Source organism: Streptomyces sp. NPDC091280, assembly GCF_044768565.1.
Taxonomy (GTDB): Bacteria; Actinomycetota; Actinomycetes; order Streptomycetales; family Streptomycetaceae; genus Streptomyces.
In genome coordinates this window covers 156,743-181,412 of sequence record NZ_JBIVUZ010000017.1, presented here as the reverse complement: position 1 = coordinate 181,412, position 24,670 = coordinate 156,743, and the positions used below count along the sequence as shown (strand labels likewise).

12 protein-coding genes and 3 pseudogenes are annotated in these 24,670 nt (G+C 65.5%); 7 read left to right on the top strand and 8 right to left on the bottom strand.

Annotated features, from left to right (window positions below; genetic code table 11):
- The first annotated feature begins 95 nt into the window (after positions 1-95).
- Complete coding sequence (locus ACIQPR_RS41310; protein ID WP_403660053.1) at positions 96-713, top strand: NAD(P)-dependent oxidoreductase; 618 nt, start codon at positions 96-98, stop codon at positions 711-713.
- A 520-nt stretch (positions 714-1,233) separates the two neighbouring features.
- Here the strand turns inward: ACIQPR_RS41310 and ACIQPR_RS41305 are convergent.
- The 6 genes and pseudogenes from ACIQPR_RS41305 to ACIQPR_RS41280 all read right to left on the bottom strand — a co-directional run.
- A pseudogene (locus tag ACIQPR_RS41305) lies at positions 1,234-1,533 on the bottom strand (isochorismatase family protein); the annotation flags it as partial.
- A 1,573-nt stretch (positions 1,534-3,106) separates the two neighbouring features.
- Positions 3,107-4,945 (bottom strand): annotated as a pseudogene (locus ACIQPR_RS41300) (DNA/RNA helicase domain-containing protein); the annotation flags it as partial.
- Between the two features lie 198 nt (positions 4,946-5,143).
- Positions 5,144-6,583, bottom strand: a pseudogene (locus ACIQPR_RS41295) (SAV_2336 N-terminal domain-related protein); the annotation flags it as partial.
- Entirely contained in the window at positions 6,580-7,608 is a 1,029-nt protein-coding gene (locus ACIQPR_RS41290; protein WP_403660050.1) for an AAA family ATPase, read from the bottom strand. The pseudogene ACIQPR_RS41295 and the gene ACIQPR_RS41290, both read right to left, overlap by 4 nt.
- 6 nt (positions 7,609-7,614) lie before the next feature.
- Positions 7,615-9,735, bottom strand: coding sequence for a trypsin-like peptidase domain-containing protein (locus ACIQPR_RS41285; RefSeq protein ID WP_403660047.1), 2,121 nt, complete (start codon positions 9,733-9,735; stop codon positions 7,615-7,617).
- A gap of 15 nt (positions 9,736-9,750) precedes the next feature.
- Complete coding sequence (locus ACIQPR_RS41280; RefSeq protein ID WP_403660044.1) at positions 9,751-10,221, bottom strand: CU044_2847 family protein; 471 nt, start codon at positions 10,219-10,221, stop codon at positions 9,751-9,753.
- A 122-nt stretch (positions 10,222-10,343) separates the two neighbouring features.
- Here ACIQPR_RS41280 and ACIQPR_RS41275 point away from each other — a divergent pair, with 122 nt between their 5' ends.
- The gene (locus ACIQPR_RS41275; protein ID WP_403660041.1) at positions 10,344-10,475 is read left to right on the top strand and encodes a hypothetical protein; all 132 of its coding nucleotides are present in this window, start codon (positions 10,344-10,346) and stop codon (positions 10,473-10,475) included.
- 643 nt (positions 10,476-11,118) lie between these two features.
- On the opposite strand, the gene ACIQPR_RS41270 is transcribed toward ACIQPR_RS41275, so the two are convergent.
- On the bottom strand, positions 11,119-11,697 hold the full coding sequence (locus ACIQPR_RS41270) for a hypothetical protein (RefSeq protein WP_403660038.1): 579 nt from the start codon (positions 11,695-11,697) through the stop codon (positions 11,119-11,121).
- Between the two features lie 840 nt (positions 11,698-12,537).
- On the opposite strand from ACIQPR_RS41270, the gene ACIQPR_RS41265 reads away from it, so the two are divergent.
- From ACIQPR_RS41265 to ACIQPR_RS41245, 5 genes are all read left to right on the top strand, one after another.
- Positions 12,538-13,596, top strand: coding sequence for a helix-turn-helix domain-containing protein (locus tag ACIQPR_RS41265; protein WP_403660035.1), 1,059 nt, complete (start codon positions 12,538-12,540; stop codon positions 13,594-13,596).
- Between the two features lie 915 nt (positions 13,597-14,511).
- Entirely contained in the window at positions 14,512-14,688 is a 177-nt protein-coding gene (locus ACIQPR_RS41260) for a hypothetical protein (protein ID WP_403660032.1), read from the top strand.
- Between the two features lie 650 nt (positions 14,689-15,338).
- Positions 15,339-17,015, top strand: a complete 1,677-nt coding sequence (locus tag ACIQPR_RS41255; RefSeq protein ID WP_403660029.1) for a hypothetical protein — start codon at positions 15,339-15,341, stop codon at positions 17,013-17,015.
- 499 nt (positions 17,016-17,514) lie between these two features.
- Positions 17,515-22,164, top strand: coding sequence for an AAA domain-containing protein (locus ACIQPR_RS41250; RefSeq protein ID WP_403660027.1), 4,650 nt, complete (start codon positions 17,515-17,517; stop codon positions 22,162-22,164).
- Entirely contained in the window at positions 22,161-22,997 is an 837-nt protein-coding gene (locus ACIQPR_RS41245) for a DUF4145 domain-containing protein (protein ID WP_403660024.1), read from the top strand. The genes ACIQPR_RS41250 and ACIQPR_RS41245 overlap by 4 nt, the downstream gene beginning before the upstream one ends.
- 172 nt (positions 22,998-23,169) lie before the next feature.
- Here the strand turns inward: ACIQPR_RS41245 and ACIQPR_RS41240 are convergent, their stop codons facing one another.
- Positions 23,170-24,384 (bottom strand): hypothetical protein, encoded by a 1,215-nt coding sequence (locus ACIQPR_RS41240; RefSeq protein ID WP_403660022.1) that lies wholly within the window; start codon positions 24,382-24,384, stop codon positions 23,170-23,172.
- Between the last annotated feature and the right edge of the window lie 286 nt (positions 24,385-24,670).

Sequence of the window (24,670 nt, the reverse complement as noted above, 5' to 3'; positions counted from 1 at the left end):
GGGCACACGGTCACCGCCACACGACCGCACCACGCACCACGCACCACGCACCACGCACCACGCACCGTTCGAGAACCGGAATCTGGAGACAAGTCATGCACGTGACCATCCTGGCCGCCTCCGGCGCCGTCGGGCTCGCCCTGACCCGGCAGGCCCTGGAGCGGGGATTCACCGTCACCGCCCTCGCCCGCACCCCGGCACGTATCACCGTGCCCGACTCACCACGGCTGACCCGCGTGGCCGCCGACGTACGCGATCCGGCGAGCGTCGCGCGGGCACTGCACGGCAGCGAGGTTGTCCTGTCCGGCCTCGGCGTTGCGAAGGGCGACAAACCCGGCGCCCTCACCGCCGGTTCCCGCGCGGTGCTGGACGCCCACCCGGGCACGGTCATCTGGCTCGGCGCCTACGGCACGGGCCCGTCCGCGCAGGCCGCCGGCCTCGCCACCCGCACCCTGCTCAAGGCGATGGGCGCGGAACTGACCGACAAGGTCACCGCCGACGCCGCCGTACTGGCCGCCGGAGGCACCGTCTTCCACTCCGGCCCCTTCGCCGGCGGCCCGCCGAGCACGACGCGCCGCACGGTCGGACTGGACGAGACCCCCAGGCGCTTCTTCCCGGCCCGCATCAGCCGCGAGACGGTCGCCGCCGCCATGCTCGACGAGGCGGAGACCCCACGCTTCCCGGGGCGGGTCGCCGTTCCCCTGGCAGCATGAGGACCCCCGGCGACGAAGCCGGTTCGCGGAGGGTGTCGCGACCGCGGGTCAGGAAGGCTTGGCGACGGGCTCCAGAATCGCCACGCACTCCACATGATGAGTCATCGGGAACAGGTCACTCCTCACAGGGACGACAGAATCTGCAGGTCAAGTGCAGTTTTCGAAGGCAGGTGACCTGCTGTTGGGCGTCCGGAGCGTCAAACGAGCGTCACGGCCGATACTCATTTCACTCGCCAGGTCCCACGGCTCGACAAGGAAGTCGCCGGTAGGGTCGAGGCTGATGTCGAGATACTCGGGGCCCCGTCCACGGAGGTGATCAGACGCAGACCGCTCGTTCCGGTGGGATTGGGAGTCAGGGCCGCGGTGAGATCGGAAAGTGCGGCTGGCTACCCCACTTCAACCGAATCGGGGGAAGTGAGCTGTCCCGTGTGGTGCACGACGGCCCCCGGCGGGGAGCCGCCGGGGGCAAGAACGAGGCCGTATGCGCTTCCGGGGACGCCGGCCGAGCCGCTGTGCGGACGCTCGCACGTCTCTTGGTGACCACCACGTCGCCCGGCCAGGGCGCGACCTCCGGGTGGATCTCGGTGCCCGAGGCGCCCTCGACGAAGAGGCCGGCCTGTGCGATGACAAGGAGAGCTTTGTTGCGTGTCCCAACTTCTGGGAAGCCGGGAAATAACCCGATGACCACGTAGGTCACAGGGCTATCCGCCGCCCGGACCCCGTTGGTCGCCCTGCGCGGGCGTGGCAGGTAACCGGAGCCGTCGTCAGCGGTGTCCACGACGACCTGCTGAATGTCCATCACGAGTAGGGCATGGCTCAAGTCATTTCCAATACACAGTCGTTGAGCGTTGGAATGGGACAGTCCCTGATGGTCGGCTCCTATGCGGGCTCGGGCATGGCGACTGCTTCGGAAGGTGCGCAGGTCGGCAGGTCTGAGCGTGGGCTGCGGCCATTTCACGCTGGTCACCTTGCGCACCGTGCCGATGCTCATCCCGGCGGCGCGGAAATCAAGCGAGAGTTCACAGGAAGTCCGGATGCCGTGTGTCACCCGGACTTCGGCCGATCTCACTAAGACGGCGGCTGAACTCCGCGTGTGCTTCCCGCATCTCGCCCTTGCGGTGTGCTCGGTAGAGCGGGCCGGCGTATCCGTCAGGAACGTTAAATTCGCTCGGAAAGTGCTTATGGGAACTCAGTTGCTTCCAGGCGTCCTTAGGCTGATCGTAACCGTGCTGCCGACGTAGCTCGGCGATGCGGCGACCGTTCGCGTCGAACCACATGCTCTCCTCATTTCGCTGGAGAACGGGGAACCTGGAGTCGTATACGGTCACTAATGCGTCCGCGCTGATACCAAGCCAGACTGCGACGAGGGCATCTATTTCCACAAGGGCCGCCCTGCGGGCGAACTCCGTACGGAGGGGGACGTCGCTATTCCAAGTGGGGCCTACACCTTCGGTGAGTGGAGGCGTGGATTCGGGCCAGTGCGCGGAGGCGGCCCAGGCATCCTGGCGCCAGGAAGAGTCGTACAGCTCTTCCCAGAGGGGAGCATAGGCATTGGTCTGGCAGTTCAGCCGGAGAGTACGCAGGAGCAGCGCTGATTCCAAGGGGTGTTCCGGTGAGGGCGCAGGCGCGTCCCCGACGGCGGAGGTGTCCAGGCGGTGGCGGCCTGATCTGCGGAGGAAGTCGTCCAAGGGAAGCGAAGCAAAGAATCCTGCTGTGAGTACCGTCAGCCGCGGTGACGGCAGTGCAGCGCTGCGCATCGTGTGGAGGTGGCTCGCCCCTGGCGGGACGAGTGCAGCATGCAGACTCCGCTCTGTGTCGGGGGAGAGCAAGGCTCGCCATGCCACTCGATAGAACTCCGAGCACGGCCGTGTGCTCACGGCTCGGAGCACTGTTTCGGCGGCCTTGTCGCAGTCTCCCCCTTGCGATTCGAGATCGGTCGCACTGACATCGGCATGCGCCGCCAGGACAGCTGCCGGATCACCCAGGAGCTGAGTGAGCCGCTCGTGGTCCACCCAGCGGTCCTGGGCGCTGAGATACCGTGCGGGGGGCCCGGTAGGACGGTAGTTCGTGCGCGGCACAGCGTCCGCCGCAAGGCGCAGATGATTCCAGCTCTCGCTTTCGTGCATGCCTCTTGCTCTACCCTCCGGAGGCTGCTTGTGGAACGGCGTAGCAACGCTGATGAACGAGCCCTGAAGGATGACGTCCTGCCAGCCTTCGACCGGTCCCGGGTACCGATCGAAGAAACCCGCTGCACGGCCGTTCGTCTCATGAAAGCCGGCGGTGATGCGAGGGCTAAGGTCGGCGAGCCGGTGCGGCCAATTCGTGAGCGCGGCGACGGCCGACTCCTCAGCTCGACTGGAATGTCCATGCAGCGACTGCGCCCCCTGGTCGAGCAACTGCGCGCGAGTCTCCGCGTCTGTCGAGTAGATGACTGTGCCCATCAAGCCGCGAGTGAGCAGAACCTTGTAGGCGGTGCGGATCAGCCGGTCCGTTTCAGCGTCCGAAACGGACCGTCTGAGCACTGGGTCTTTGGAAGACGTGCGGTCCGTGACGAAGCGGTCCCCCCGCCAGACCAAGTCTGGGCCGAGGACGACTCCACTCCAGTCGTACTCGAAGCCCTGCGCCGTATAGATGACGCCCACCTGTCCGAAGCCGGCCGGATCGGTAGCCCACAGGGCGGAAGGCGGTGCCCCGGAAACGGGGCGATCGCCCCTAAGGGTCCATGGACGGGCCCAATCACCGATCACCACGTCCAAGGGAAGCGGGTCACCCGGCTTGGGCTCTGACGACCACTTCCAGCAGTAGCCCGCGGTCATGCGGGCGCTGTGTCCCTCGGATCGGCGAGCCGCAAGGAACGCCTCCATCTCCTCCGGGCTTTCCGCGACCAGAAGTTGCATCCGGCCGTCCGGCTCCCAGCGCGCCGGACCGCCCGGCTCCAACGCAAGGAGCTTCACAACCCAGTTCAGATATGCGGCGCTACCGCCACAGCCGAACTGACCCCCTAGCGGTACCACGCGGACAGGCAGGCCCTTCCTTTGGGCAGCCGCCGTGATCTCGGCCACGGTGCCCATCTCGCCCGGGCGGACGACTTGATGTTCGTCGAGGAAGAAGACAGGCACACGGGCGACATCGATGAGTTCGTCGACCTGGGCCCTGCCAGTCCGATGCGCGGCAGGGGTGTAACGGTTGGTCGAGGTTGCCCGAATGCGGTGGGCCTCGTCGCAGATCAGGACACCCAGACTGTTCTTCTCGGCGGTCATGAAGCTGTTGAAGTACTTGAACAGGTCCTGGACTTCCCGCTTCCGGCCTCCAGCGACCTTCCTCATCGTCTGGGTAAACGCCTGCGACCCTGTGGCATGCAACACTGGGATGCCGCGCCGGTACAGCTCGCCGAGCAACTGGAGAGCAATCACACTCTTGCCGGTACCGGGCCCGCCCGTGACGATGACGACTTCCTTGCGGTCGGCGTCCTTCGACTTCTCCACGGCGTTGAGTACCAAGCGGTACGCGACCTGCTGCTCGTCCAGAAGCGTGAACTGTTGCCGCTCCCTTACCTCTTGCGCCGCGACAGCCATGAGTCGGTCGGAACGAACGGAAGTGGCCTGGAGGAGTTCGTCGGCCGCGCGTTCTACTGCCCGGCTGTCGCTGAACCTCGCACGCAGATAGTCGAGGAACTCCCTGCGTCTTTCACCAGTGAACAAGTGGACCCGGTCATCACGTTCGAGCTCACGGAGCCCGCTCAGGCCTGCTTCGGTGGCTCTGGGCAAGTAGGCGACTCCACTGACGCGTTCCGGGTTCCGGGACAACGTTGTGGTGACCCGGATCAGGTACTCGCAGTAGCGCCGTACCTGTTCGACGGGATTGAGGACTGGACGCGAGGTGGCATCCCCGTAACACAGGACCGGATCGTCCTCATCGAGTTTGGCCCGGGTCCACGGCTTCAACTCGACGAGTACATAGGAGGGAGCTGAGTGGACGGGGTCCAAGCCTGCCAGGACCACGGAGACGTGGAAACTGCTCATCGGGAGTCCGTACTCGATTAGCATCTCGACCTCGCCGAGACCCACGTCCATGAGCGCGGCTGCCAGCTGTGGAAGATCTCGTTCCCACGCGCGGACCCGGGCAGCGGTCGGTCGTCTCCCCAAGGCACTCACGTGCTGTTCGATGAGGCGCAGAATCAGCGACCCCCTCAGAGCGTCCGCCGCGACAACGCGAGCGGGTGCCCGGAACAGCGCGGCCCCGCCCAACGCGGCAGAGGTCTCCTGGCCACCGATATCCGAGCCCGCTGCGCTCGCTGCCGTAGGACTCGGTGCGCTATCTGTGCGGGGGCCTGCCAGCGCTGCGAAAGGCATCGCCTCCTGGGAGATCCGGTGGGTACCCGCCACATCAGGCACAAGGACCGAGAAGTCCGGCAGCCTGCCCAGATAGGGCGCGAGGGCGCGGCCTACGGCCACTGTCACCTCATGGGTCTGCGCCCTGCTCAGCCCGGTGGCCAAAAGCTCGCGCACACCGGGGCGGAAGTTGTAGAGGTCGTGCTCGCGTAGCGTCTCCGGGAGCTCCTGCGTGCCGGCCGCGTCGTCCCGGCACTGGAGCAAACCTCCGAGCAGCACTTCCGCCACGTGCGTGGACGTGGCCTCGGGCAGGGTGGCGGTGCGCACGAGCTGCATGACGAGCGGGCTGAGCGTCGTGATGGCCGAGAGCCTGACTGCGAGACTGTAGGCCTGTGGGGAGAAGGATCCACGGAAGGCGGCGATCAGCTTGTCCGGCGGCGCACTCTCATCTGTGGTCACCGCCTCTGCCGGCGGGCTGGCACGTGGGGACCCCAGCAGGGCGGATTCAATCATTTGTGAAGCGGTAGGCCGAGTCATCAGCTGCGCCCACGAGGCGAGCGACGACGGTGACAGTGCTACGACCGGCAGCGGCACACGGTCGGGGCCGAGTTGTAGGCACTCCCCCGTCACGGGGTCGAGCATGGACAACTCGTGTATCGCGGGGAACTGCTGGGTTGCCCTGAGGAGGCACGGCTGCGGCTGGAACCCTGTGGCGCGCCAAAGTCGCTGGGGCAGGGGTGTCAGGACAGTGACCGGTCCGCGTGCCCCCAGGGCTGCGACGGCGTTGGCCATGGCCGAGCTCGCCCAGGCCCGATGTACACCGTCCGTCAACAGGAAGACGACGGAGGGGTCGATGCTGCGCACACGGTGCCGCCGGATCAGCTCTTCCGGCGTGAACTTACGGATCTCAACGGTGCGGAAGACTCCACTGCGCTCCACTAGACGGCCGACCTCCGACAGCAGCGATCGCCACACGCGCATGGACGGGGAGTCGTCGATTAGAAGAACAGCAGTGTTCTGTAGCTCACGGGTAGGGCGAAGCACCACATCGAAGATGTCCGACTCCGCGGCGAGCCGGACCGTGGCCTCCACATCAACGACGGTACGACGCGGATGCTCCCGGTATTCACGCAGCGGACGCAGTGACCGGACCAGGTGGTTCGCGCCCGGCAGGGCACGAGGCCCAGGGATTCTTAGCGAGTGAGCGGCGGAGCCAGTCGACGGTTGCTGCGGTCTCGTATCCGAGAAGAGCATGTGGCGCTTTCCCTGTGAGGGCGTTTCCGGCTGCTGTTCCTCCCCGCCTTTCGGGCCTGTGCCGGACGCCTCCGCCAGGTCGTCCATCTGATCGGAATCTGAGGCGGGCTCCAAGGAGTCGTCGGCCTGGTGATCGGCCTCCTTTCCCGCCCCCGATCCGGTCGTGCTGAGGACGTCCTTCCTGCTCGCTGCCATGGTCCGGGCCAGTAGGAGAACGTCTAGCAACTCCGCACTGCCGAGTGGGTGGCCGAGGCTGTCCAGGATCCGTCGTAGACGGTCAATCATCCTGGGAAGACCTCGTCAAGACGGTGCATGACAGTGTTGATCAGCTGCTCGCGACTCAGATCGGCTCCCGTCACGCGGAGGTGTACCGCGGCAAGGAGTTGATCCGTAGCGAGCGTCTGTGTGGCCGCTCTCTGCAGGAAGTTCTGGATGAGGTCTTCCGCGTCGGCAAGTGCCTCCTGGCCCAGATGGAGTTGGATGATGTCGCGGAGTTTCTGCTCGTCGGGGTCCTGCAGATCGAGGCGTACACAGCGGCGGAGGAAGGCCGGCGGGAAATCCCTCTCCCCATTACTGGTCATGACGACGATCGGAAAGTGCTGACACGACACCGTGCCGCGGTGGACCTGGACACGCTTCCTGCTTCCGGTGACGAGGACGTTCACGGTCTGCTGCTCCTCGGGGAGCCTCGCGAGTTCGGGAATCTCGAACTCTGCTTCCTCCAGCACCACGAGGAGATCATTGGGCAGATCGATGTCGGCTTTGTCGAGCTCATCGATGAGCAGAACCTGCGGGCGGTCCGGAGTGGCGAGAGCCGTCCCCAACGGGCCGAGCCGCAGATATTCACCGATATCCGACTGACGGCCCCGAGCACGGTGCCGCAGCTTCTTCGGCACGCCGCGTGCCATGCGCCTCTCACGTTCCAGCGACACCTCTCGCAGCCGGCCAACCGCGTCGTAGCGGTAGAGGGCGTCCTCCAGCGTGGAGCGGCTGTTGACCGGCCAGCGAAGTACACTGCCCAATCCCAGGTCCTCAGCGATGGCATGAGCAAGAGAGCTCTTGCCGGTGCCAGGACGCCCTGTGACCAACAACGGACGACGCAGATGCAGTGCGGCGTTGACGACCGCCACGTGCTGCGGGCTCAACAGGTACTGCTGAGCCGCCGGAGTCTGCTTCGAGCCCGCGAGGCTCCGCCAGGGGGGTGGAGGGGGCAGGTCTGCCGGGCCGCGGAACACCCACCAGTCCTCGGCTGACTCGCCGGGGACCTGGTCGGATGCAGCGTTGTGCGACACAGTCGCTCTCCTTGACATGGAGGTTCAGGGTTGAGTGAGCGCCCAGGCATCGGGGGCGAGCGGCGGCGGCCTGTGATCCGGCCCGTCGTAGAGAAGGGACAAGCGGCGACCATGATGTGTCAGACACTCGGGGTCCACCAATGCTCTAGCCCGTTCGAGACGTACCGTCTCCGGAATGTCAGCGTGCCCGATCCCTTGCAGAAGGTCGAGCAGCCTCTTGGCTGTTTCCGCATCGTGGTTCTGCCGGTGCCACAGGACGGTGTGCACACCGGCCTGGAGACATTGTCGGAGCACTCGGTTCTGGTGCTCCTGCTCGCAACACATGATGACGATGCCTGCGTCCGGAGTCGCTTCGAGCCGCGCCTGGGCGACCGCGGGGTCCGCCGAGTGATGGTCGAGGACAAGGGGCTGAGAGGACAGAAGGGCCTTGGTACGCCGCTTCCAGCCGGAGTAAGTCTCACGTGTCCGGCTGGAACTACGCAGAACGACCCTGCGGCTGATACCGAGCAGGAAGTCGCTGTCGTCCTCGTTCCCCGCCAACTTCCAGGTATCGACGTCAAGTCGCAGCCAGGAGGGTGCCACGAAGAACTCCACCAGGGCTTGGTCCACGTGTTCTTGTACCTCATTGCGGAGTACTCTCCGGATCCCCTCGACCACTTGGTCGCTGGAGACCTCGGAGTCCTGTACCAGAACCACCTCGTGACGCCCTTCGGCGTCCCAGACCCAGATCTGAAAGGTGAAACGATGGCCGGGGGCCAGGGGCAGCAACTCAACCTGGACACGGGGACCTACGACAGCGGACGCACTATCATGGGGAGCAGCACGGACGTCTTCGCGGAACTGAGCGACTGCGGCTTCTGGTACTCCGAGTCGAAGTGCCACCCTCGTCACCCAGGCGTCAAGGTCGCGCGCCACGGCGTTGCCGACATAACCCTCCGTGAGGGCGATCTTGACGACCGCCTGAAGTAGAGGAGGCATCAAGCGCCCAGCAACCGGGTCGTATCCCTCCAAGAGGTCGGTGACTTCAACGAGGCCGGACGCTCGCGGCAGCACATCGGCGTACGGAAGCACCGAGCGGAGCAGGTCCGCGGAATCGGCGTGGCAGTGGGCCAGCAGACCGACCAGATCACGCCGCTGTTGCACGGTGAGTACGTCCCGCTCGCTCACCACACGGGCCACGCTCAGCAGCTGCTCCCAGAGCCACCTTGTGGCCGGGGATTCACTGATTCCGGCATCCGCCAAGTGGTCCCGAACGACATCCAGCAGTTCTGGTATCCCGCGCCGCACGCTCAGAGCGAGGGCAAGCAGCCGGTAGCAGTCCGCAGCTTGACCTGCCGATTCCCTGCAGAGCTTGGCAGCCAGCCTCTCCTCACACTTGCGGACAGACTCGCTGCCCGGCAAGAGCTGCTCCAGGACAGCCAACATCTGTTGCCGGCCCAGCCCTGCCATAGGTACGGCAAGCGGCGGGAGTTCCGGAAGCTCGGCCTCGATCGTGGGCAAACCTATAGCGTACAGCGGGGCTGCGGACGCCGAGCCCTCACCCGCACCTGAGGTTACATGGGCAGCGACAACGATCCCTACCACCGCCTCGCGGTCCCGGTCCCAGAGCGGTCCGCCGCTGTACCCGCCGACCAGCGAGCCTGCCACAACGTCGAGCACTACCCACGGCTCAGCCACAGCACGCGGCAGGGCACGGAGGGTTGTCAGTGTGTTGCCGCTGGCCCACAGCGCGGTGACTTCATGCCCGCCCTGCTCGGGCAGAAAGGGTGCGGGCTCCGCGCCGTCCGGAGCTGGCTCTCCGAGTCTGAGCACGGCTAGATCGCCGAAGTACGGCAGTCTTCCGGCTGCGGAAGCGCCACTACCCGCCGAGGCATACGGCCTTGGCGGACGCCACATCGTGTGATCGACACGGCCCGTGAGTTCTCGGTCGCGGTCCACATGAGGCATCCGCAACCGGATGACCTTGTCAGGCCCCGGAGTGGAGGTCTCGAAGGCGTCCCGCCCCAGTGCCGAGTTGACGACATGAGCACAGGTGAGGACCAGGGAGTCCCTGATCAGAACGGCAGCGCCTACGAAGCCGTCCGGTCCGAGGACAGATATGAACGACCGGCGAAATGCTGCGTCATCGTGATGGGGAGGAAGCACGTCTCATCGCTTCCGTTACGAAACGGTTGACGCAGCCGCCCCGTTCGCGGGAAGCGGCCCATCGGGGGACAGACCAGGCCCTGCGCCTCTGGTGAAGTGCCAGCTCGCTGAAACAGTGAAGCTTGCCTCGCCCTTACCTGAGAAGACCCCCAGGCTCAGATCGCTGCCGAGAGTCACCCCGAACTCCACGGTCACCTCGTCCGGTCGTTGAACAGAATCCGCTAGGGACTGATGAATCCCATCCAGAACGCCACCCAGCGGGCGGAGCGCTTCCGTAAGGGCTTCGCCTCCTCGGGTGAGTGCCTGCGTCATACGGCCATGGACGCTGACAGGCTGCGCGGAGCCGAAGCCAGCTGGAAGCTCAAGAGACTCATCTGCCTCGGCCTGTCTATACGCCGCCACACCGACCGCAGCAGTTTCCTTGACCGGGGCCAGGTGCAGACGCACCACCGAGCCGTCGTCAAAGGTCAGATTCACGTCCCCCATGGGCACCATGATGGCATGAACGTCCGCCTACCGTGGACTGGACCCAGCGGGGCAGTCGGGTCGATCGGAAGTTCTCTGTCTGTCGACTCGATCGGGTCATCATTGAAAGGACGCTCCTTGCCGTGCGCGACGCCGGTGAGATACTCGGCGAACTGGTCGTGTTGGACTCCCAGCAGTGCACGGCCGCAGTCATCGCCGCCGAGACCTGTCAGATCCACATCATCCCGGCTGCCGCTTTCCTCACGTTCGTTTGACACATCAGCGAATGAGCACACCGCTGGCTGGAGATCCGAACGCGGCTCGAGGCCGACCGAGGTGAGTCCATCGACGACGAGTACTCGCTCGACACCTTCAACCAACTCCTCGCATCCATTCACCCCAAGCACTGGCGACTGCCCATCCTCGAAGCCATCGTCTTGGCCGACCTACATCCTCCAACGAGCAGGGTCCGGGACGAGCCCACCCAAGGTCCTGCACGAATTTGCCTACATGACCTACCCACCGAGCCGTCGGGACGCCACAGGCGACCGCAGACAGCACCACCTGTCACTAGAACAGAACGGTGGGACGGGGCGTCGCGCCAGCACCGCTCCGTAGATCAGATCGAGTGGCGCAACGCACTCCAAACGATGCACACGCCCAAGCCCCGAAAGCAGGTCGAACAAGCTCAACCAAACTGCAAAACCGCAGCTCAGACGCCCTTCGCCACTGGCTCTAGAACAGCGACACACTCAACATGAGAGGTCATAGCAAACAGATCACCACGAGAGGGAGCCGATATAGCCGCAGGTCAGAAGCACTTTACGGCACCATGGACACGCTTCTCGGCGGCCCGGAGCGTCAAACGAGCGTCACGACCTGCCGGAGCGGAGCGGCAACCGGCGGAGGGGGAGGTCGTCAGCGAGGACCCCAGCCGTGACGGCGCGCTTCGGGGCCGTAGGGGCTCCAGCCCTTCAAGTACGGCTTCAGGTCATCCGCTGCCGGTTCCCGTGTTTTCGGCATCTCCGGCAGCCGGCTGAGAGGGTCGAGAATCTGAACGTACTGTCGAGCCCAGCCCAGCCACCGTCTCGACGCTTCGACATCGGCTTCGTCCACACCCTCTACGTCCATGAGTCGGCGATCCAGCGCGTCGCAATACGCCCGCAAAAGCATCGCCTCTTGCCAGTCGCCGGCCTGCTCACGGAGTACTTCGGCGAACTGGGCCTGCACAGCCTGCTCCCTGGCCTCGACCATGGCCGCTTTCCATCGAACCTCACGCTCCGCCTCGGCCCGCTCCTCATCCACCTTGCGCTTGGTGTTCTCCACCGCTCGGGCCTCGATCTCCTTGAGGACCGTGCCGAGTGCGTCCTCCACCATCCATCGTTTGCGGTCACCCCAGCGGCGCTGGCGACCAGATCGGTGATACGGAAGTTCGATCACGAGCTTCCCGGAACGTTCCGGATTCACAGACTGGGGGAACTCCTGCTGGATCGTCACCGTGCAGGAGGGTGGCGCTGTCGGTGTGTTCTGGATGGCCATCAGGAGGAAGCAGCCACACCGCCGAGCAGCGCGAGTATCCGACTGTCTGGCCATCGAGCACGCATTCCCACAGGCGTCTCGCACGGCACGCCGTCTGCGGAACGTGCCACCGGTAGGCGGTTCCCGCTTCGACGGGGATGTGGATCTGGGCGTGCGCGGGGCAGCAGAGCACCGGCCCGACAGGAATTCCCCGGTTTCGGGCTCCCTCGACAGCGCGTAGACCGACTAGGAGTCCTGCCTGTATGACGTCGACGGGTCCGAGTCGCGGCAGCGGACGGGACGCGAGCTGGATCCTCCAGGGCAATTCGGTCTGCGCACACGGCGCGATCGGCTCCGGGATGGTGGGGTGACCGTGCCACCGGCGCCGGCCGTCCAAATCCACCACTGGTGCCATCTGCTTCTGAACGGAGCGCGGATCAGAGTCGGTTCCAATTCGGCCTTGCGAGGCAATCACCGGGATCTCCTGTGCATGCGGATTCATGGCTGCGCCTCACGACCAAGTAACCACTCTCACAAGGACGTTGGCAGATGCCTAAGACTGTTCGCACAGGCGCGATTGCGCACATGCCGAGGGTGATATCACTTCGGAAATTCCGGTTCCGGTCCCGCCAATCCCGCCCGGCCAGCCCGTATCACATGAGTAATACGGGCTGGCCGCGTACGCCCGTACTCTGACGTACACGGAGGAGGAACGGGGGTGCGATGCGGAACCACGCTCGCGTATGCGCCGACTGTGAATGCCGCCTGAGCCAGTACAACTTGGAAGACCGGTGCGCCGCATGCTCCCGCGACAGGCGAATGGCCGCACGCTCGGGCCCCCGTGTCCCGGACGAGGTCTGGGTCCATCCGGCCGTCCAAGTCGCCATCGCCAACTGGGACTTCGGCCTCGCGAGTCGCCTCATCCGCGAACGAGCGGCTCTTCGCCAGGACGACATGGCGCTCATGACCGGACTCAGCCAGAGCTTCCTCTCGATGCTCGAAGCCGGCAATCGCCGCTTGACCAGCCTCGACAAGGCCACGCGGTTTCTGGAGGGCATCGGAACACCGGAGAGCTTGCTCGCCCCACCCTTCCGTGAACAGGCGCCGCCCACAGCTTCTGCCGGTGTGGCACTTCCAGCGCTCGGCCGCCACGTCGTGCCACCTTCGGTGCAGCACGTCGCGGATCTGAACGATCTCACGGCCCATGCCGCCGTACGGTCACTGCAGTTCACCGACGAGATCGCCAAGACCACCGTGAGCAGCGCCGAACTGGAAGGTCTTGAATCCACCCTCACTCGGATCGCCGGTGACTACGTCCACGCTCCGCTACGCCAGATCTTCACGGACCTTGTCACGACACGGGATTGTCTCTTCACCCTGCTGAACGGCCGCCAACCTCTTGGGCAGACCCGTGAACTGCTCCTTCTCGCCGGTACGAGTTGTCTCCTGCTCGCGCATGCCTCACAGAACCTAGGCGACGAGGACGCCGCGATCGCTCAGCTCCAAACCGCGTGGACGCTCGCGGAACAGGCCGACCACAACGACCTCCGCGCCTGGGTCAAGGGCACAGCCGCCCTTATCGCGGAATGGTCCGCCCGTCGGCAGACAGCCCTGGAATACACACGCCAGGCGACCCGACTGACGCCCGGTGGGGAGACACGCATCCGGATCGCGGCGATCGAAGCCCGAGCGGCAGCGCGCGTCGGGGACCGCCCCACGGCCTTGGCTGCGCTGGAGGATCTCCAACGTGCCCGCGAACAGCCGGCGCCGTCCGACGCGCTGACCCGCTTCGGAGGACTTCTCAGCTTTCCCGAGGCGAAGCAGGAGTACTACATCGGCGGAACCTTCGCGCTGCTCGGCGAGCACCAGCTCGAGTAAGGGCGATTTCCCGAGAGCGAACGGATCACTCACCGTCTTCACATGGCGGTCGACAGGACAACCAGGAAGTCGAAAAGAGCCCGGGAAACGACGGACGACCACCATCCACCTCGGACGGCCTGGCTCCCTATCTCGGCGGCGATATCACCGCTGCAATGTCAATAGAACTCACCAGTCGCCGCGCGCTGCCAACTACCAGGGAGTCCTGTTCTCAATGGTGAGACGGTGCGGGCGTACGGCGACGCTGCCGACCATGCCCGTGAGCAGGCCGCCGGTCGTGATGGGCGACGGTCTCGTCTTCGAGCACCGGGGCGTTACGGGAGCCCTCGCGGTCCGGTCTCGATTTCCGCGCTCTGCCGGTCGAGGACGCTCTCCGCCGGTCGCTGGGCCGTCTGTTCACCGAGCAGTGGGTACCGAGCCGGTGAACCTCGCACCACAGCAGCAGGTACTTCTGGCTCCCCCTGCGGGCGCTCACCACCTTCTTGGCCACGCTGGACGCACCAGTTGGCGATCCCGACCGGCTGACCGGGGGTGTGGCAGCAGTGGAGGCCCAGTCGGCCGAACACGCGGCTCGGCTATCGGCAGATCACGACCGTGCGGGGCTGCTGCTGGACGATCCGCGGCTGCCTGCGGGGGCCCAGAAGGCACTCATCCACCGCGTCTTGCAAACCAACGCGACGGAAGTGTCCTTCCAGGAAGCGGCAGCGCCATCCTCAACGCGCTTCGCTCTCCCCTGACTTCCCCGTGAACGCTGCTGGCTCTGATCAGCACTTGCACGGTCTCCTCGGCGCATTCCACACCCTGACGCCCGGCTATGGCAAAGCCATGCTCGCCGCCTATCTGGTCGGCGCCCGCAGCACAGCCTGACAGACGGTCATCCTCGGCGCCGTCATCACCATCACCCAAACGGCATCCGTGTTCGCCTTCGGCACGGCGGTGCTCTTCGCGGGACAGCTCGTCATGCCGGAAGAGCTAGTGACGGCGCTCGGCGTCGTGGCGGGCGAGAAGAAGGGACGCGTGGTGCGGTACCGAGTGGCCGATCCCGTCGCCGGGAGCCTGTTGGCGCACTGCACTGCCGCCGGGCCCGACTGAGCAGCGCGGTTACTGACTCGGCAAGGCGTAGTCCCGGACGATCGTCAGGACGCTTCGGGTGCCACCCTTTCCTCGAACGCGACAGGCCCTCACTGGACGTGAGGGCGACACGGCTCCAGTCGCCCGATCCCCCCTTACCACTGCCGCAAGTTGACGTGCGAGCGACCGGAAAGCCCCCTTCGTCAACACACTCGTCGAGGCGGTCCATCACGAGGCTTCGCCGAGCCTCTCACCGCTCGCACAAGATCGCGCCATGTCTCGACAACGGCCCCCAGATCCACAAGGAATTCTCGGAACTGCCGAAGCACCAGGCGCAACACACCGAGTCCGGCTGCAACGCCACACCCCATGCCGATCCACCTCATCGCGCCACCTCTTGACCCCAGGTGCCAGGCTCCCCGAAAAGGGAACTGAGGTCAGTGCCTGGGTGGGCACATTCTTCGATCTTGAACTACAGCGCTGCACCGCGCTGGCCGTCCCGTTTTCAGATCGCCCGTCGCCGAGGCCGAAGTCCGGCCGGAGCCACCGTTTCCCGAAACCAGGGCAGCGCAGTCAACTCGGCCCGTCTCCGGATTCCCCGAGTAGCACCAGCATTTGGTCTCTCATGTCAGTCCTCTATGTGAGGATGCGGACACACGGGAGGTACAAGCGTGGCAATCGATTGGGACCGTATCGGGCAAGCGGCCTTCGACCGGCATGTGGAGGCGCTGCTGCACCGCATGTACGACGGGAGGAGCATCGCCGTCAACGGGCGTGGCGGTGACAAGGGCATCGACGTCCGGGTCAGCACCGAGGACGGGCTGCGCATCTTTCAGCTGAAGTATCACCCTGACGGTTTTCCCGGCTCCTATCGAGGGCGCCGCACCGCGATCAAGCAATCATTCCAGCGGGCCATGCAGCACGATCCGGTGGAATGGACTCTGGTGGTCCCCACTACGCTCACTCCGTCGGAGCGTTCCTTCGTGGACAAACTCACCGTCGGCCGGACGGTGAAGGTGACTGTGATGGATCGGCCGGCACTCGACAACGGATTCGCCTCGCACCCGGCCCTCGAAGCCACCTTCACCCGTGAGCAAGCACGGGAGGCGGCCAGGGATTTCGGGCGTGAACAGGCGCTCCTCGTCGATGGAGACGACCTGGTCCAACGCGTTCGAGCCCTCGGCAACCGGGCGGACAACATCGACCCCGACTGGACCTGGGACTTCCAACGGCAAGGCGACGCCGTCATCCAGACCCTGCGCCCTCAGCACGCGCTCGCCCACGAGGTCAGCCCGGTCCGGCTGACTCTGCCGACACGCCCCGAAGCAATGGACGCCGGCTTGACCGCAGCCTTTACCCGGACCCTGGGGTACGGGATCGCCGAGGAGGTCGAGCTGCCTCCCGAGGCCGTGGCCAGTCTGACGGTCGACGGCCCGGAGTGGTTGTCGAAGACCGTCAGTGACGTCCGGGTGACTTGGCAACCCGTTCCTGACGCCGCGCAGTCCGACGCCGCCGCTGAGGTCGAATTCCTGAACCGCGAAGGGGTGACCACCGGGCGTTACGCCAGTCGCCTGATCGCACAGCGTTCCGGTGAGCTGGGAGCCTCCCTGGAAGCGGATATCTACGGCGCCCGCCTGCAGATGCTCGTCCCGTTCGACAAACGCGTCGACGGAACGATCCGCTACTCCTTCGATCTCAGCGGCCGAGAGCCGGCCGAGGCGATGAAGGTACTTCGGCTGCATCAACGCATCCTGAGAGGCGGTTCGTTTCGCATCACCGTCGACGGCATCAGGGTTGGTTCTGGGAGACTGTCCGCCACCGGTACCGACGAGGACAACATCGAGGTTGAGAAGTTGTTGTCGTACCTCTCGGACTTGGACGTTGTGCAGCGCCACTGCGAGTCGTATTTCCCTGCCCCGCTGGCCTACAGTGGGGAGGAGCGCATCGACCTGCGGATCGGGCGCCTACTCATTGAGGGCCGCTGTGTGGCCTACCGATCGGCCCGCACAATCACTGTCACCCTCAACGGCCTCGACTCCCCAGCCCTCCGTACAGTCCTCGGTCCTCAGGCACAATGCCTGCGCTTCGGCCCTTCCCGCTTCGAAGTGACCGTTGGCGACCACACTTTGGGCATCGGCCCCGTCCATCTGTTTCACGCCCAAGTCACCGCCGACAACGGTCGACAGGCCATCACAACGCTCAAATCAGGACGGGGGGCCGGTACCGAAGTCGTCTTTCGCCCACAGGACGGCGAGCACTTCCGTCTCTATCTCATCGACACCCACGACGACTCCCGTCCCCTGGTCCCCGTCCCGCTCAGGCTTCCCGGCTACACCGACGCCCGCTGACGGCTCTCATGACACAACCTCCATACGGAGTTCTCCGCTACGGGTCACGGACAGGCCCGCCATCATCATTTCTGGGTGACCGTCGCTTCGTTGCCCTGAGCGGCCTACCGTGCGCTTCGCGTGCTCGCCTACTTTTCGGCATCGGTTCGTGCGCCACAAGCACCACACACAAATGGCACCTCCGAGGGGAAGCGGCGTCACCGACGAAGTACGGCCAGATCCTGCACGAACACGACCGGGCAACCAACACCTCCGGTCAAGCCCGCCTTGAGGCACTGTTCTCCACGGCTCCAGATAAGTGATCCGCTTCGCCTACCTGCTGCCACCCCACAGCCCTACCTGACCTTTTTGTGCACGCTGCCCGCGAGTCGACGGCATCCTGGCACGATGACGATCCGGCCTATGCGCCGCGCGTATCACGCCATTCCCCCACAACACGTTGCCCTGTCTCCTTGGCCACCTCATCCTGAAATGTTCGCCACCAGCCGAGGGGAGCAAGGTGAACGTGCCGCGACATGCCGCGAACGACCCTGACGTCATTGGACAGACCACCGGTCTGATCGGCTTCCTCAAGGAAGTCGTACAGAGCAGCCACAACCGCCTGCGCGACGACAGGCGCTCACGGGAGCGCCTGTGGCTGGCCAAGCTACCCACTTCCGTACGACGACCGTCAGATCGAGTCGACGGTCTACTGCTCACACTTGACCACGTGCCGCAAACAGCGCCGCCCCCTCCGCCAGAGGTACTGGATGGATGGGTATCAGCGGAACGTTGTCAGGACGCGGATGGCGGTGATCCGCCGCTCGCCGTCGAGGGACCGGCCACGGAACTCGTGCGCGCCGCAGACGGCCGTCAGTGGCGGGAGGAAGCGGAGGATCACACCGTCCGCCGAGAGGACGCGGCCGAGGTGCTCCGGGCCTACGGTCCGTGGCTGGAACGCTGGCGCCGTTGGGCGGAGCGGGAGCGTACCGACCGAGCGCTTCGGGAGCTGTACGAGCAGGTCTACCACTGGCACCAGAAGCTCACCCAACAGGACGACCAACTCGAACTCGTCCTGGCCACTGGACTGTTGACCTGGAGTGATCCACGCGGTGACGCGGTCCACCGCCACCTGCTCACACACCGGGTGGAGACCTCGGTGAACCGCAAGACCGCTCGCCTCACAGTCCGCCTCATGGCGGAAGGAGCGGTGCGGCTTGAGGATCAAGCGTTCCTCGACACCGATGACGGCTGGGCTCCCGAACGCTCGGCCGCGCTGGCGGAGGAGATGGCCGCCCAGTCGCTGCACCTGCTGGGCACGGAGGCATTGGAGCAACTGGCCCAGTGGCAGGAAAGAGTGCTGCAACGTCCGGTGTCGTTCAGTGCCGAGTGGCAGCCGCCAGGCGAGCCGGGGGCAGGCGCACGGCTCACCTACGCGCCGGCGTTGATCGTACGGCCACGGGACCGCAATGCCTTGTTGAGCTTCTACGACCGGATCGCGGACAGTGTGGCTGCCGAGGCGCACGCGCCTTTGGGGCTGGCTCAGTTGGTGCTCCCCTTGAGCACCGAGGAACGCGCGAACTGGGACGGTCGCGAGGTCTCTCCCCTGCTCGGCGAAGACCCGCTCTTCCCTGGGAAGACGAACGAACGACAGCGCAGTGTGCTGCGGCGACTGGAACACGACACGGGCGTGGTGGTTCAAGGCCCACCCGGCACCGGCAAGACGCACACGATCGCCAACCTGGTGTCCGCGCTGCTCGCTCAAGGGCAGAGAGTTCTGGTGACCAGCGCCCGCGATCAGGCCCTGACCGTCCTGCGGGACAAACTTCCGCCTGCCGTGCGGGACTTGTGCGTCCTGCTGCTCAGCTCCACGCGACAGGACGGATCAGACGAACTTGAGCGCACCATCAATGCCCTGACCGACCAGGTCGCGGCGAGCGACCCTGAGGTGCTTCGGGACGAGATCCGTCGCCTCGCCGCACGGCGGGAAGAGGTGCGAGGAAGGATCAGTGCGCTCACCGAGCAGGTGATCGCGCTGCGGGAGGCGGAGGTCTACCGGCACCCCGAGGTCGCTCGCGGATACGCCGGCACTCTCGCCGTAATCGTGCAACACGTTCGCGACAACGCCGAACGTCACCGTTGGATCGGCGTGGTTCCGGATCAGGGACCGAACTCCTCCGTTCCGCCGCTCGCTCCCGCGCAGGCCGTTGAACTGCTGATCCTGCTGCGCGACGGTGCGGCCGAGCCACGTGCCGGCGGCATGCTGCCTGATCCGGACGCTCTCCCCACTCGCGAGGACCTCGTCCAAGAGCTCGCGGCCAGCCGCGCCACCGATGACGGTCTCTCTGCAGAGGCTGTCGACATTCGCAACTCCCTCGTCCAGTTGGACACTTCCGTCACCGATGAGTTGACCTCACTGGCGAGCGACTGCCGTACCGCCCTGCACCGCCTCGGTCTGCCGCCGTCCGCGTTGCAGTGGGATCCCGACAGATGGACCACCAAGGCCCTCACGGAGCGGCTCTCCCGTGAGAATCTTCCTGGGTGGCGTCGGGTGTCCGAACTCTCCGATCAACTCGGTCTGCTCTCAAGGCAGTTGGACGACCAGGGAATGACGCGGGTCACCGTTCCCGAACGGCTCCCTGTCGAGAGGGCCGACTTGATGCTCGCGACCGGCTCTGCGTTGCGCGACCATCTTGCCTCGGGTGGCAAGCTGCGGCCTCGTGGCAGCTTGCGCGCGGCCAAGGCGCAGAAGGCCGCTCAAGAGCTCCTCGACACATGCACCGTGAACGGTCGTCCCCCGGAGACACTGGACGATCTCGATTCCGTCCTCGTCTACCTGCGTGCTCATTCCTCCGTTGTCACACTTGCCCAGCGGTGGGCCCAGGTCGGAGTCCCCATACCCGAGGGTCCGGTAGAGCTCCGTCTGGCTTCCTTGGCCGAGGCGTACGAACGCCTGGAGCACATCGACGCGTTCGGCGCCGCCCGGGATCGGATCGACGACCTGCTCGTGAGCCACGGTGTCCACGTCCCCTTCACCTCCCGCCCGGCCTGGCAGGACTTCACCACGGCGCTGGCCGCCCTCTCCGGCCGGCGGACTGCCGACGAAGCCATGGCTCAGCTGATCACTTGGGAGGAGCGCCTCCGCACGCCGTCGGACGGCTCACGCCCCGCTACCGAAGCGCTCGCCGCCGCCCAGGCGATCCGGGACCAAGACGTCGACCGCTACGTCAAGGAGCTTGAGGCGCTGCGGAAAACGCACGAACGGGAACACCGTCGGCGCCGATGCGCCGTGCTTCTGGACAGTGTTCGCAGGGCACACCCCTTGCTCGCCGACCAGTTGACGCAGGAGCCAGACGATCCGGCCTGGGAGACCAGGCTGGACTCGCTGGCCGACGCCTGGGCCTGGTCAGTGGCTTCCGCGTTCGTACGCCGGCAGCGCACGCCAGGCCGGGAGCGTCAGCTCGAAGGCGAACTGGCGCGGTACGAAAGGAACCTGGAGGACTTCACCGGTGAACTCGCCGCCCTCTGGGGTCGGTTGCACTGCCTGGAACGCATGACGCAGGAGCAGCGGTCCGCGCTCCAGGCGTATCGGACCCACATGGCCTCGTACGGCAAGGGCAAGGGCCGGAGCGCGGGCCGCTACCGTGCTGCGGCACACGACGCCATGCGAACAGCACAGGGAGCCGTACCCGCGTGGGTGATGCCTATCTCGCAGGTCGCCGAGATGGTGCTGCCCAAGCGGGACGCGTTCGACGTTGTCATCGTCGACGAAGCCAGTCAGGCCGGCATGGACGCGCTGTTCCTGATGTGGCTGGCTCCTCGTGTGATCGTCGTGGGGGACGACAAACAGTGCGCGCCCTCGCTCAGCGTCCTGGGCCGTCACCAGGCGATCCACGACCGGCTGATCTCCCATCTGCCCGACATGCCTGCGAGCCTGCGCACGCTCTACGGCCCCGCCACGAACCTCTACCAGTTGCTGTCCACGTTCTTCCCGAAGGTGATCAGGCTGGAGGAGCACTTCCGGTGCATGCCCGAGATCATCGGCTGGTCGTCCCAGACCTTCTACAACAACAAACTGCAGCCGCTGCGCCAGTACGGCGGTGATCGTCTCGACCCGCTCGTGACGCACTTCGTCGAGGACGCCGTCACCCAGGGACGCGACAGCCGGCTCCGCAACGCGAAGGAAGCCGAGACTCTGGTCGACTGCCTGGCCCAGTTGGTGGAGGACCCCGCCTACCGGGACAAGACCATGGGGGTCATCACCCTTCAAGGACCGGTCGGCCAGGTCAAGCTCCTGGAACAGCTGATCAACGAACGGATTCCGGCACCGGCCCGCGAACATCACCAGATCCGCGTGGGCAATCCCGCCTCGTTCCAGGGCGACGAGCGGCACGTCATTCTGCTCTCGATGGTGGCGACCGACCCACCGCGCATCGCAGGCGGCGCGCGCAGCGAACGACAGGCGTACAACGTCGCCGCGTCCCGGGCCCAGGACCAGATGCGGCTCTTCTACTCGGTTCCGCCGGACCGCCTGAAGACCGGAGACCTCCGGCTCAACCTCCTCGCCTACATGGAGAACCCACCGGCCGCACTGGCCGACTCCGACGACATCGGGGAAGTGTCGAGCGAGATCTCGCAAAAGCCGTTCGACTCGCTCTTCGAGCAGCACGTCTACCTGCGTCTGAAGGCTCGCGGATATCACGTGATCCCGCAGTACCCCGCAGGAAGCAAACGCATCGACCTCGTCGTCGTAGGGGCACGAGGGCGCCTGGCCGTCGAATGCGACGGCGAGCGTTACCACTCGTCGCCCGACCAGATCCGGTACGACCAGCAGCGTGACCGTGAACTTCAGCGGGTGGGCTGGACGTTCTGGCGCATCCCCGAAAGCGAGTTCCGGTTCGACCCGGACGAGGCCCTGGTCGGCCTGTGGGAGGAACTGGACCGGCTCGGCATTCGTCCGGCCACGTTCATCAGCGCCAACGACCGGTCCCATGGCGCGTCCGCCTCCGCCGGAGTGCAGTGGACCCCCCTCGACCTCTCCTCCGACGAGGCACTGGCCGAGGATCCGGCAGAGTCTCCGGACGGCCCGGACGCGACCGATCCCGTCGCCTCACTCGACCTGACCGAAGTCGACGAGACCGACGGCACAAACACGGAAGGCCCGGCATGACCCCGCAGTCCCCACTCGGCATCCTCGACGCCAACACCCTGGAGGAACTGGCTCGCGTCATCTGCGGCGACGACCACCTCTACTACCGCAAGAGCTACGAGATCACCCAGTTCCTGGAGCGCGCCGGCTGGCAGCAGGTCCCGGAGTACGACGGTTACCGCAAGGACTGGACCCTCGCCCGGCTCACCGAACGCCGAGACGACCCCACCGAGTTGGAGAAGATCCTGCTCCGACTCGCCGACCCGCGCGAGTACCTCGACGAACCCGAACAGCTCCCCGCCGTCGTCTCCGCGGTCAACGCCTTCCTCATCCACGAGGGCGTACGCCTGGAAACCCCAGGTGGACGTCCCCGCCTCGTCGCCTGCGACCCTGCTCTCACCCACCCGGGCAACCAGGGCCAGGTCGAACTCAGAGCTGCGATGACCGACCTCATCAGCGACCAGCAGATGGCCGGACTGCTCCAGCACCGCCTGGACGAAGCACACACCTGCTACGCCAACGGCGCCCACGTGGCCGCCATCATCATGCTCGGCAGTCTCCTCGAAGGCGTCATGGTCCACGTGGTCCTGGAACGCGACGCATCACTGCTGGGCAACAAGACCCCGGACAACGTGAGCCTGGACACCCTGATCAAGATCTGCCACAACGCCGGCTGGATCGGCGCCGACGTCGAGCGTTTCGTCCACGAGCTGCGCAAGTACCGCAACTTCGTCCACCCGAGCGCCGAAATCCGCGAGGCTCACGCCCCGGACCGCGACACACTGAACATGTGCTGGCCCGTGGTCAACGCGGTCCTGAACGACCTGGCCGGCACCCAGTCCAAGGCAGCCTGACCGACGCACACCGATACCGTGCTGAGGCTCGTCCGACGAGCTTCAGCACGGGGCGGAATCTCCGGTCGGATAATCCGGCGCCCTCAAAGGTCAGCATTCCGATCGGGCATAACCCGCTGCGCCAGTTGGACTGTGAAGACGGCCGATTGCTATTTCGGGCCAGTTGATGCCATCAGGCGGAGAGCCGGGCAGTCGCACTGATCCAGCCAACCGCCTTCAAGTCACGGATCAACCACTCGTAGGCGAATGCGGTCGCAGGACGCGCTGACCCTGTGGGCAGTTCGCAATCCTGGTAGTACGGCCGATGAAAATTCGTCTTGGAGTCCACCGGACCACCGGGGAACGGCGAGGTAGGGCCAAACCCTGGTTCGGTCCACAGGTCCAGGTCCACTTCGGGTGGATCGTTGCGGCGGCCTGTTGCCTTGGGACGGAGAGTGTAGAGCAGGCCACTGTGCGACCCGTCTGAGTCGTCTTCCGGCATGACCACCATGCCCTCGGCACTCACCGGCAGGGCGGTGTATAGGCCCAAAGCAGGGGCAAGGGCCGGGAAGCTCGACTCGACCAACTGCTGGTAGCCAACGATGGCATCCCGAAGAACTTGCTTGTTGATCTTCAGCGTCAGCAGTGGGGAGTAACCCTGCCAGTTACTTCCGTGCTGCGGGATTTCCTGATCCGGTTCTCCGTACGGTCTGCGCAACAGGTCATCCGTCACACAGTCCAACTGTGAATGCATCCACCGAACATCCGCCGAGTTATATGTGTAGCCCGGAGCCTGATGGGTGAACGACACGGACGCACGCGCACGCTCCATCATCGCTTCGACTCGCTGGCGCAGTTCGGGCACGTTGACCGCATGGGGGGAGCTACTGCTGAGGCGAAGTCTCTGGGCGAGGTACCACAGCCGTTCACGAGCCAGAGGTGAATCCGGCGGCACCAGGAGGGCGCCACGCCGGACAATCCGCTCAAGCGGCTCACGAATCTTGCCGCCAGCCCATTCCCACCTGCCCAGCGGATCACGGGGAAAGAGAAACTGGCTCCACCAGAACCATTCCGGTTCTTCACGATGCCTCGGGTGCACTTCCAGAGGCGTCACCGCGGGAGGTTCGAAGGAGAATCTCGAAGGAGAGACGGCCACCCATCCTTCCTTCACCCACACGCCCCAGCGAGGCAATCGTCCATCCTGTAGGTCGAGGAGCGAGCCGCTCAGTGGGCCAAAACCCTCCACATAGGCGTCGAGTGCGTCGCGCAACCATGTGCCAACCGTTTCGGCGGTTCGGAGTTCATCGAAGTCCGCTGGGACCATCTGGGCGACCGCGACCCGTGCCTTGCCCTCGGCCTCGTGCATCCCGTCTTCTTGCTTCGCACCTCGCACGATCTCGTCGAACACCCAGGAAGCAGCCGCAGGGTTGACACGGGCCAGACGGAGCATAAGGTCCTCCGCTTCGTCTGAGTGGCTCGCGTTCACGGCGAAGGCGATCGCGTAACGCCACCGGGGGAAGGTGTCGGCGGCGACGATCTCCTCCAGCCGGACGTCTCCCCGTCGCAGAGCCTGTGCGCCAAAGTGCTGCTCGAAGACCGGAAGCGTAAATCGGAGCCGCGCCCCCCTCTTGGACAACGAGGCCGGTGTCGGTCAGCTCCCACACCTCGGCTTCATGGCCGAATTGCTGAGCGGA

Bases quoted from the DNA above. Each gene is read 5' to 3' on its own strand.
- ACIQPR_RS41290 (WP_403660050.1), bottom strand. From the start codon at position 7,608: ATGTCAAGGAGAGCGACTGTGTCGCACAACGCTGCATCCGACCAGGTC.
- ACIQPR_RS41310 (WP_403660053.1), top strand. From the start codon at position 96: ATGCACGTGACCATCCTGGCCGCCTCCGGCGCCGTCGGGCTCGCCCTG.
- ACIQPR_RS41265 (WP_403660035.1), top strand. From the start codon at position 12,538: ATGGCCGCACGCTCGGGCCCCCGTGTCCCGGACGAGGTCTGGGTCCAT.
- ACIQPR_RS41280 (WP_403660044.1), bottom strand. From the start codon at position 10,221: ATGGGGGACGTGAATCTGACCTTTGACGACGGCTCGGTGGTGCGTCTG.
- ACIQPR_RS41245 (WP_403660024.1), top strand. From the start codon at position 22,161: ATGACCCCGCAGTCCCCACTCGGCATCCTCGACGCCAACACCCTGGAG.